Origin of the sequence: Vibrio sinensis (genome assembly GCF_003605645.1) — a bacterium.
In the GTDB taxonomy this organism is placed as follows: domain Bacteria; phylum Pseudomonadota; class Gammaproteobacteria; order Enterobacterales; family Vibrionaceae; genus Vibrio; species Vibrio sinensis.
The window spans coordinates 189,608-198,860 of the sequence record NZ_QVMU01000007.1; the positions used below are offsets into that span (position 1 = coordinate 189,608).

Annotated in this window: 10 protein-coding genes, 2 tRNA genes and 1 pseudogene; 1 reads left to right on the forward strand and 12 read right to left on the reverse strand. The window is 42.5% G+C overall.

Annotation, left to right across the window (positions count from 1 at the left end; genetic code table 11):
* Positions 1-22: 22 nt before the first annotated feature.
* From iscX to trmJ, 9 genes are all read right to left on the reverse strand, one after another.
* Complete coding sequence (iscX, locus tag DZ860_RS10430) at positions 23-217, reverse strand: Fe-S cluster assembly protein IscX (RefSeq protein ID WP_120030977.1); 195 nt, start codon at positions 215-217, stop codon at positions 23-25.
* Positions 218-306: 89 nt separating this feature from the next.
* The gene (gene fdx / locus DZ860_RS10435) at positions 307-645 is read right to left on the reverse strand and encodes an ISC system 2Fe-2S type ferredoxin (RefSeq protein ID WP_120030979.1); all 339 of its coding nucleotides are present in this window, start codon (positions 643-645) and stop codon (positions 307-309) included.
* Between the two features lie 13 nt (positions 646-658).
* Positions 659-2,512 (reverse strand): Fe-S protein assembly chaperone HscA, encoded by a 1,854-nt coding sequence (gene hscA, locus DZ860_RS10440; protein ID WP_120030981.1) that lies wholly within the window; start codon positions 2,510-2,512, stop codon positions 659-661.
* 20 nt (positions 2,513-2,532) lie between these two features.
* Entirely contained in the window at positions 2,533-3,048 is a 516-nt protein-coding gene (hscB, locus tag DZ860_RS10445; protein WP_120030983.1) for a co-chaperone HscB, read from the reverse strand.
* 63 nt (positions 3,049-3,111) lie between these two features.
* Positions 3,112-3,435, reverse strand: a complete 324-nt coding sequence (iscA, locus tag DZ860_RS10450; protein ID WP_120030985.1) for an iron-sulfur cluster assembly protein IscA — start codon at positions 3,433-3,435, stop codon at positions 3,112-3,114.
* Positions 3,436-3,513: 78 nt separating this feature from the next.
* Positions 3,514-3,897 (reverse strand): Fe-S cluster assembly scaffold IscU, encoded by a 384-nt coding sequence (iscU, locus tag DZ860_RS10455; RefSeq protein WP_014230930.1) that lies wholly within the window; start codon positions 3,895-3,897, stop codon positions 3,514-3,516.
* Positions 3,898-3,949: 52 nt separating this feature from the next.
* Positions 3,950-5,164: an IscS subfamily cysteine desulfurase gene (locus DZ860_RS10460; protein ID WP_120030987.1), complete on the reverse strand. Its 1,215-nt coding sequence runs from the start codon at positions 5,162-5,164 to the stop codon at positions 3,950-3,952.
* Positions 5,165-5,194: 30 nt separating this feature from the next.
* Entirely contained in the window at positions 5,195-5,701 is a 507-nt protein-coding gene (iscR, locus tag DZ860_RS10465) for a Fe-S cluster assembly transcriptional regulator IscR (RefSeq protein ID WP_120030989.1), read from the reverse strand.
* A 107-nt stretch (positions 5,702-5,808) separates the two neighbouring features.
* Positions 5,809-6,546: a tRNA (cytosine(32)/uridine(32)-2'-O)-methyltransferase TrmJ gene (gene trmJ / locus DZ860_RS10470; protein WP_120030991.1), complete on the reverse strand. Its 738-nt coding sequence runs from the start codon at positions 6,544-6,546 to the stop codon at positions 5,809-5,811.
* A 177-nt stretch (positions 6,547-6,723) separates the two neighbouring features.
* Here trmJ and suhB point away from each other — a divergent pair, with 177 nt between their 5' ends.
* Positions 6,724-7,527 carry an inositol-1-monophosphatase gene (suhB, locus tag DZ860_RS10475; protein WP_120030993.1) on the forward strand — a complete coding sequence of 268 codons (804 nt, stop codon included), beginning with the start codon at positions 6,724-6,726 and terminating at the stop codon, positions 7,525-7,527.
* A 74-nt stretch (positions 7,528-7,601) separates the two neighbouring features.
* Here suhB and DZ860_RS10480 read toward each other — a convergent pair.
* From DZ860_RS10480 to DZ860_RS10490, 3 genes and pseudogenes are all read right to left on the reverse strand, one after another.
* Positions 7,602-8,360, reverse strand: a pseudogene (locus DZ860_RS10480) (YMGG-like glycine zipper-containing protein).
* A gap of 638 nt (positions 8,361-8,998) precedes the next feature.
* A tRNA-Trp gene (locus tag DZ860_RS10485) sits at positions 8,999-9,075 on the reverse strand.
* Between the two features lie 36 nt (positions 9,076-9,111).
* Positions 9,112-9,188 (reverse strand) — tRNA-Asp (locus tag DZ860_RS10490).
* Between the last annotated feature and the right edge of the window lie 65 nt (positions 9,189-9,253).

A 9,253-nucleotide genomic window follows, 5' to 3' on the forward strand; every position in this document is an offset into this window, starting at 1 on the left:
GTTTTAATTGTGAGCCTGATTATCAGTCCAGCTCATCCATCCAGCATAAGATGATTGCTTCAAGAATTTTTTCATTTGAATGATTGGGTTCATCCTCAAAATCTTCAAGCTCTAAAATCCACTGATGTAGGTCTGTAAACCTAACCAGCTTAGGATCAATATCAGGAAACTTATCACACAGTTCAATAGCGATATCGCGAGAGTCAGTCCATTTCATATTAGCTCATCCTTAAGAAGGTTCGTGTATCTCTATTTTAAACTACTTACAACCATTTGGCCGAGCTAAGCCCAACCAAATCGGCGGCATTAATGATCTTCTGAAGCGTGATTCAATGTATATTTAGGAATCTCAACAACAAGATCTGCATCCATTACTTTCGCTTGGCAACCAAGACGAGATTCAGGCTCAAGGCCCCATGCTTTATCAAGCATATCGTCTTCTAATTCATCACTTTCTTCAAGTGAATCAAAACCCTCACGAATGATTACGTGGCAAGTCGTACAAGCACAAGATTTTTCACATGCATGTTCGATTGCGATACCATTTTTCAATGCCACATCCAATACAGTTTCACCCGCATTCGCTTCTAACACTGCTCCCTCTGGGCACAGATCTTTGTGTGGTAATACAATAATTTTAGGCATACGTTCTTATCTCTTAAATATCATCAACAGATTGACCTGACAAAGCAGCTCTAATCGATTTATCCATACGGCGAGAAGCAAAGTCTTGACTCGCTTTATCTGTATCTTTAATGCCCTGTTCGATTGCGGCTGAGTCATCGCTATTTCGCAATGCTATCAGAGCCTCTATCGCACCAAGTAAGTCCTGTTTTTCTTGTTCAGACAATAGCTCATCGCCGTCCGCTTGCATTGCGACAACTAGACCTTCAATGACGCGATCCGCTTCCACTTTTTGTTCCGCAAGCGCGCGTGATTTCATGTCATCTTGCGCGAAATTCATAGAATCACGAAGCATGTTAGCAACTTCATCATCACTTAATCCATAAGATGGCTTAACTTGAATCTCAGACTGTACACCTGTGCTTTTTTCCATCGCGGTAACTGATAGCAAACCATCTGCATCAACTTGATATGTTACGCGAATATGAGCAGCACCTGCGGTCATCGGTGGGATGCCTTTTAAAGAAAAACGAGCTAATGAGCGGCAATCACTCACCATTTCTCGTTCACCTTGAACAATGTGTACGCTCATCGCGGTTTGACCGTCTTTGAACGTAGTAAATTCTTGTGCTCTAGCAACGGGAATCGTTGTATTGCGAGGAATAATTTTATCGACAATGCCGCCCATGGTTTCAATACCAAGAGAAAGCGGAATAACATCGAGCAATAGCATTTCTGACTCAGGTTTGTTACCGGCTAAAATATCAGCTTGAATAGCAGCACCAATTGCGACAACTTCATCAGGGTTAATACTGGTTAATGGTGGTCGTTCAAAAAACTCACCAACCATCTCGCGCACCAACAACGTACGCGTTGAACCACCCACCATGACAACTTCATTAACTTCGTCTAATTCAACATTTGCATCTTTCAAAGCTCGGCGACAAGACATCAATGTTTTTTTGACTAGTGGTCGAATAAGATCGTCAAACACTTCTCGAGTTAACGTCCCCTCCCAACCCAATACGTTAATATCAACGCTATTGCTCTGAGATAAGCTTTCTTTAGCTGCTGTCGCCGCATTTAATAATATACGGTTTTGTTCTGCGCTTAATCGCTCAGTCAAAGACATTTGTTCAAGCAAGTATTCGGCAAGTAAATGGTCAAAATCATCGCCACCTAAAGCGGAATCCCCACCTGTAGCTAATACTTCGAATACGCCTTTAGACAAGCGCAAAATAGAGATATCAAAAGTACCGCCACCAAGATCGTAAACAGCAATGACTCCCTCTTGCTCAGAATCAAGTCCATACGCAATGGCTGCTGCTGTTGGTTCATTCAACAATCGTAAAACATGCAGACCAGCTAGCTTAGCTGCGTCTTTAGTTCCTGCACGTTGAGCATCGTCAAAATAAGCTGGTACGGTAATGACAACCCCAGCAAGTTCTCCACCGAGCGTTTGTTCAGCGCGTTGTCCTAACGCTCGAAGAATATCTGATGATACTTCTATTGGGTTTTTATTGCCGTGAGGCGTTTGAATGACAGGTAAGCCATTATCGCTCTCAATGAATCGATAAGGTAAAGCAGGATAACGAGACTGAATATCGGTTAGAGAACGACCAATAAGACGCTTTATCGAAATAATCGTGTTCTCAGGTTCAACTTCAGCTTTAGCTGTTGCTTCATAACCCACAATAGAATGTTCAGCAGTATAATTCACTACTGATGGTAAAATGCTGCGGCCTTGCTCATCACACAATGTCGTTGCGCTGCCACTACGAACCGAAGCGACTAAAGAGTTGGTTGTACCAAGATCTATGCCTGCGGCTAATTTATGTTCATGTGGTGCTGAGCTCTGACCTGGCTCTGCAATTTGAAGTAATGCCATCACGTATCCTTTTTGTAGACCTAGCCGAGAAGTTTCTCTTCTACCAGCTCGATTTCATTTTTTAACTTGGCAATAAATTTTAATTTTCTAACACGATCTGCTGCTTCGTCTAACAACGTCGCATCTAATTCTTGCTCTAACTGTTCTAAGTGCTGTTTATACATTTTGCTAACGGTACGTTCAAAGTCCATTAGCGCTTCTTCAGCATTAGAACGAGTTGTAAGATTTTCCAGCTCTTCACGTAGTTCCATCTGCTCCATCAGGAACATAGGGTCTTGCATTGTTTTTTGCTCACCTCGAATTTCCATACCTTGTTCTGCAAGCATGTATTCAGCACGTGAAAGCGGATTCTTTAAGATTTGATAAGCGTCATTAATTTCAGCCGCTTTTTGCACAGACATCAAACGGTCACGCTCAGATGCGGTTGCAAATTTATCTGGATGAAAGCGTTTTTGAAGTTCACGAAATTGTGAAGAAAGAAGGCTACCATCCAGCTGAAACTGACTTGGTAGCCCAAATAATTCGAAATAATTCATGGAGAATTTGATCCTTGGTACCAACTTCCGAGAAACGAGTAGCTTACTCGGAAGTGCTATCAATTAAACGTTGAAGCTTTCACCACAACCACACTCGCTTTTTGCGTTCGGGTTATTAAATTCAAAGCCTTCGTTAAGCCCTTCTTTAACGTAATCCAATTCGGTTCCGTCAAGGTACACTAAGCTTTTCTTATCAATAATGATTTTTACGCCAGCGTGATCGAAGACTTCGTCTTCTTCATTGAGTTCGTCCACAAACTCCAATACGTAAGCCATACCTGAACAACCAGTCGTTTTAACCCCTAATCGCAAACCGAGGCCTTTGCCACGACTCTCTAGGAATGTTGATACTCGACTCGCTGCCGCTTCTGTTAATGTAATGGCCATACTGCACCTTAGTGTTTCGATATTCGAATGGAATGGAGGTTTTTGGCCTCCATTATAATCGGATTATTGCTGAATTACTTATTGTTGATGTTTTTTCTTATAGTCAGCAACCGCTGCTTTAATTGCATCTTCAGCAAGAATTGAGCAGTGAACTTTAACGGGTGGTAATTCTAGCTCTTCTGCAATTTCAGAGTTCTTAATCGCAGCCGCTTCGTCAACACTTTTGCCTTTTACCCACTCAGTCACAAGAGAGCTTGAAGCAATCGCGCTACCACAACCATAAGTTTTGAATTTCGCGTCTTCAATAATGCCTTCTGGCGTTACTTTGATCTGAAGTTTCATTACGTCACCACAAGCTGGAGCGCCTACCATGCCGCTACCTACTGATGGATCTTCTTTGTCAAAAGAACCAACGTTACGTGGGTTCTCATAGTGATCGATTACTTTTTCGCTATATGCCATGATAATTTACCTCGAATCCTCTATCTATAGTCCTTGGAATGAATCAATAAGTTTAATGGTGAGCCCATTCAACAGTATTTAAATCAATCCCTTCTTTATACATATCCCATAGAGGAGACATGTCGCGTAGCTTATTCACTGCCACTCGAATTTGTTCAATTGCGTAATCAACTTCTTCTTCAGTCGTAAACCGACCAAATGAGAAGCGTACTGAACTGTGTGCTAGTTCATCATTAAGACCAAGAGCACGTAATACGTATGATGGCTCTAAGCTTGCTGAAGTACATGCACTGCCCGACGATACCGCTAGATCTTTTAAAGACATCAGTAGCGACTCACCTTCCACAAACGCAAAACTTACGTTTAGGTTGTGAGGTACACGTTGCTCTAAATCGCCGTTAACAGTTACAGCTTCTAAATCTTTTACACCATTTAGTAGGCGGTTACGCAAACTTAATGCATGATCGTAATCTTTCTGCATATCTTCTTTTGCGATACGGAAAGCTTCACCCATACCAACAATTTGGTGTGTCGGTAGAGTACCAGAGCGGAAACCACGCTCATGACCACCACCGTGCATCTGAGCTTCTAAACGAATACGTGGTTTACGACGGACATACAGCGCACCAATGCCTTTAGGGCCATAAATTTTATGTGCTGATAGTGAAATAAGATCAACTTTTGTTTCTTGCACATCAATCGGTAGCTTACCTGCAGATTGAGCAGCATCGACATGAAAAACAATCTTACGAGAACGACATAGTTCGCCGATTGCGTTGATGTCTTGAATAACACCGATTTCATTATTTACGTGCATGATAGAAACCAGAACGGTGTCATCACGCATTGCGTTTTCGAGCTTTGCAAGATCAACTAGACCGTTAGTTTCTGGCTCAAGATAAGTCACTTCAAATCCTTCACGCTCTAACTGACGGCATGGATCTAAAACAGCTTTGTGTTCTGTTTTGCAAGTAATAATATGCTTGCCTTTCTTAGCGTAAAATCGCGCTGCGCCTTTAATCGCTAAGTTGTCTGATTCTGTTGCACCCGATGTGAATACAATTTCTCTTGGATCAGCGTTCAGCAGGTCTGCAATTTGCTCACGAGCGTTATCTACCGCTTCTTCAGCTTGCCAACCGTAACGGTGTGAACGCGACGCTGGGTTACCAAACGTTCCGTCCATTGTCATGTACTGAACCATCTTTTCTGCTACTCGTGGATCTACAGGACAAGTGGCGGAATAATCAAGATAAATCGGCAGTTTCATTCTCTACTCCAATGTGAAATCGCAATCCGCTTAAGAGCGGGCGTTTAAACCGATGGGCGCGGTATTAGAATTATGATTAGCTAGCCCATGATTTACGGTCAGGTCAAAGTCCTGACGGTCGGAAATCGCTAAAACTTCATTGTCTGTCATCAACTCACCAAGAGTAATGTTATTCAAGAAGTCGCTAATACGTGAACTAAGGTCACGCCATAATGTGTGGGTTAAGCAGCGGGTGCCGCCTTGGCAATCGCCTTTACCATTACATTTGGTCGCATCAACTGACTCATCTACAGCCGCAATCACAGTGCCAATCGCAATTGTACTTGCTTCAGCACCTAATCGGTAACCGCCACCTGGGCCGCGCACACTCGATACTAATCCAGCCTTACGTAACTTTGAAAATAATTGTTCTAAGTAAGAAAGGGAGATTCCTTGTCGTTCAGAAATATCTGCCAGCGGTACTGGGTTTTTCTGGGAGTGCAGAGCCACATCAAGCATAGCTGTCACTGCATAACGTCCTTTAGATGTCAGTCTCATATTACACCATATCCACATCGTTTATGTGGTATGAAGTTTTTCATACTTGAGTAAAATGGTCAAGTATTTATTTGAGTAAAACAGTCAAGTATTCGAAAGTTCGAATATTATTGTTTTTCATCTAATTTATTCGTCTTTTCAACCGCAGTTAATACGCCACGAAGTATGTTTAGCTCCTGAGCTTCAGGGCGAGCACGGTTAAATAAACGTCGCAGTTTATTCATGACTTTACCAGGCTGTTCCTGACTAATAAATTGGGTATTTATTAACACTTTTTCAAGGTGCTCAAAGAACATTTCCAATTCTTTATGACGAGGATACTCTAGTTCTTCAGCCTGAGAGTGCTTAGATGCTTCGTGCTGGAGGAAAGCTGCGCGTATTTCATAACCCAAAAGCTGTACCGCCATAGCCAAATTTAATGAGCTATACTCTGGGTTTGCTGGTATGCATACGTGGTAGTTACAGGTCTGTAGCTCGTCATTAGTCAAACCGGTACGTTCGCGGCCAAAAACTAAAGCAACTTGGGAAGTTTGACCTTCTGAGACAAACATCTCACCACATTCACGAGGCTCAAGCATTGGCCAATCTAATGTTCTTGAACGAGCGCTAGAACCAACAACTAATGCACAATCGGCTACCGCTTCTTGTAGAGTGCTGACAATGTTCGCATTCTGGGCAATATCACCAGCGCCAGCCGCGAGTGCAATGGCTTGATCATCAACGGTACATTGAGGATCCACCAATACCATATTAGTCAGCCCCATCACTTTCATTGCTCTAGCTGCTGAACCAATATTTCCAGAATGAGACGTCCCTACGAGAACGACCTTAACGTTGTTAAGCATTTTTGTTTACCATCACTAACAAGAAACTGGCAGATATTAACACATAGCCGAATGAAATGGTCAGCAGTCATCATTATCAGCGTTTAAAAGCACAAAAAATAACCACTTCCAATTAGGGGAAATTCTGATATACTGCTCGCCGTTTTTCTGTTCTTTAACATCCGTTGGGAAATTAGTATGCATCCAATGCTAAATATTGCTATTCGTGCCGCACGAAAAGCAGGTAATCATATTGCCAAATCACTAGAAAATGTCGAAAAAATTGAGACTACTCAAAAAGGTATTAATGACTTTGTTACTAACGTAGACAAAGAAGCAGAAGCTCTCATTATTGATACTATTCGCGCTTCATACCCTGAGCACTGTATCGTTGCTGAGGAAAATGGCATTATCGACGGTAAAGATAAAGACGTGCAATGGATCATCGACCCACTGGATGGCACTACAAACTTTGTAAAAGGTTTACCTCACTTTTCAGTCTCTATTGCAGTTCGTTTCAAAGGCAAAACTGAAGTTGCTTGTGTTTACGATCCTATGCAAAACGAGTTGTTCACTGCTCAACGTGGTGCAGGTGCACAACTTAACAACGCTCGTATTCGTGTTAAGCAAGTTAAAGATCTTCAAGGCACTATCCTTGCTACTGGTTTCCCATACAAGCAAAAGCAACACTCAGAATCTTACTTCAAGATCCTATCTGCTTTGTTTGTAGATTGTGCAGACTTCCGTCGCACTGGTTCTGCAGCACTAGACCTTTGTTACTTAGCAGCTGGTCGTGTTGATGGTTTCTTTGAATTAGGTCTAAAACCTTGGGATATCGCAGCTGGCGATCTAATTGCTCGCGAAGCTGGTGCTATTGTTACTGACTTTGCCGGTGGCACTGACTACATGGCATCAGGTAATATCGTTGCTTCTAGTTCACGTGGTGTTAAGAATATTCTTAAGCACATCCGTGAAAACGGCAACGCTGCAATCCTAAAATAATAGCGATTGTAATGCTGATTATTAAAAGCCCTGCTCACTGAGCAGGGCTTTTTTGTTTGTGCTTTTACTTAACCCTAACTAAGTCTAGTAAAACGAAATGTTTGCAGTTTTTGTTCACTGCCATCGACATAAGCATAGCTATCAATAATCCAAACTTTTTTACCTACAAAACTCAGCTCGATGCGTATATCTGATGTGACAATGCCTGCATATATAACATCATTTAGATTTGTTGGATAAAAAGAAACTCGATTAGCGTTAGTTAGTTGCTCTCCAACAAAATTAACCGATACATCTTTGTTTAAATTATCCACCTTTAGTTGATGGCCTCCACTCATATCGTAGCTAAACGACGCATTCAGATTAAGCCCTTGTTGATTAGTAATCTTAACGTCAGCATGAGAAAGAGAGGTAAGCCTCCCTTTCGCTATAATCTGTTGTGGCTCAGTAGCTACAGTATGGGTTTGAATATTTACGTCCCACTCGCCAACAAAGTTTTCTAACTGTTGCCAATTTTGCTCGCTAGCCGCTGACTCCTTTCCACCTAGCACAGTAATCGCATCGTTACGATTATCATGACGTATATTATCTCGATTGCTCTATAAGTCTAGGCTTGAACCCGCGACGCCTCCTGCAACCCCTCCTGCAATTGCACCTTTAACTGCAAGCTCTGGATCTCCTATTAACGCCCCCATAGTCAACCCTAACAATGCTCCACCTGCAGCGCCTTGCTTAGTTGCGGCATTAGGATCATCTTCGCCCGGAGTCACGCAACCTGCTAGTAAAGGGATAGAGATCAATAATGGTAAAACTAGCTTTGTGTTGAATTTCATTGGACACCTCATTTATTGAACTGTCAGTATGATAATTAACCATTGTCAGTGGAAATTCAGTGAATGTCAGAGGAGTTTGAGAGTAAAAATTGGAATTGTATTCAAGTATTACGAAGAGCTTCAAACACTTCGCCATAAAAACATACTGTTGCGTATTGGAATAACTCTCTGCTTTAGCTACTCACAAAATGCAGACGTAAAAAAGCCCCAGCATTTCTGCTGAGGCTTAGTATATGGCAGGGGTGGAGAGATTCGAACTCCCAACGCGCGCTATTTTGTAGTGGCTGAATCCGCGGCTCTGCCAATTGGCGGCAAACCATAAAATACAGATGTAAAAAAGCCCCAGCATTTCTGCTGAGGCTTAATATATGGCAGGGGTGGAGAGATTCGAACTCCCAACACGCGCTATTTTGTAATGGCTGAATCCGCTGCTCTGCTAATTGGCGGCAAACCATAAAATACAGACGTAAAAAAGCCCCAGCATTTCTGCTGAGGCTTAATATATGGCAGGGGTGGTGAGATTCGAACTCCCAACACGCGCTATTTTATAATGGCTGAATCCGCTGCTCTGCCAATTGGCGACAACCATAAAATACAGACGTAAAAAAGCCCCAGCATTTCTGCTGAGGCTTAGTATATGGCAGGGGTGGAGAGATTCGAACTCCCAACACGCGGATTTGGAATCCGCTGCTCTGCCAATTGGAGCTACACCCCTGTAGTTTTTTTAAAGACTTAACTTTGTCTGAAATAGTGGCGGAGTGGACGGGACTCGAACCCGCGACCCCCGGCGTGACAGGCCGGTATTCTAACCAACTGAACTACCACTCCGCAGTGGTATTTTATCTAAATAAAGTCTTATGGTTAGGTAGCTTTATTTAGTTTTGCCTTTAGAT

Bases quoted from the DNA above. Each gene is read 5' to 3' on its own strand.
- iscU (WP_014230930.1), bottom strand. From the start codon at position 3,897: ATGGCATATAGCGAAAAAGTAATCGATCACTATGAGAACCCACGTAAC.
- iscX (WP_120030977.1), bottom strand. From the start codon at position 217: ATGAAATGGACTGACTCTCGCGATATCGCTATTGAACTGTGTGATAAG.
- hscB (WP_120030983.1), bottom strand. From the start codon at position 3,048: ATGAATTATTTCGAATTATTTGGGCTACCAAGTCAGTTTCAGCTGGAT.
- trmJ (WP_120030991.1), bottom strand. From the start codon at position 6,546: ATGCTTAACAACGTTAAGGTCGTTCTCGTAGGGACGTCTCATTCTGGA.
- DZ860_RS10460 (WP_120030987.1), bottom strand. From the start codon at position 5,164: ATGAAACTGCCGATTTATCTTGATTATTCCGCCACTTGTCCTGTAGAT.
- suhB (WP_120030993.1), top strand. From the start codon at position 6,724: ATGCATCCAATGCTAAATATTGCTATTCGTGCCGCACGAAAAGCAGGT.
- hscA (WP_120030981.1), bottom strand. From the start codon at position 2,512: ATGGCATTACTTCAAATTGCAGAGCCAGGTCAGAGCTCAGCACCACAT.
- fdx (WP_120030979.1), bottom strand. From the start codon at position 645: ATGCCTAAAATTATTGTATTACCACACAAAGATCTGTGCCCAGAGGGA.
- iscA (WP_120030985.1), bottom strand. From the start codon at position 3,435: ATGGCCATTACATTAACAGAAGCGGCAGCGAGTCGAGTATCAACATTC.
- iscR (WP_120030989.1), bottom strand. From the start codon at position 5,701: ATGAGACTGACATCTAAAGGACGTTATGCAGTGACAGCTATGCTTGAT.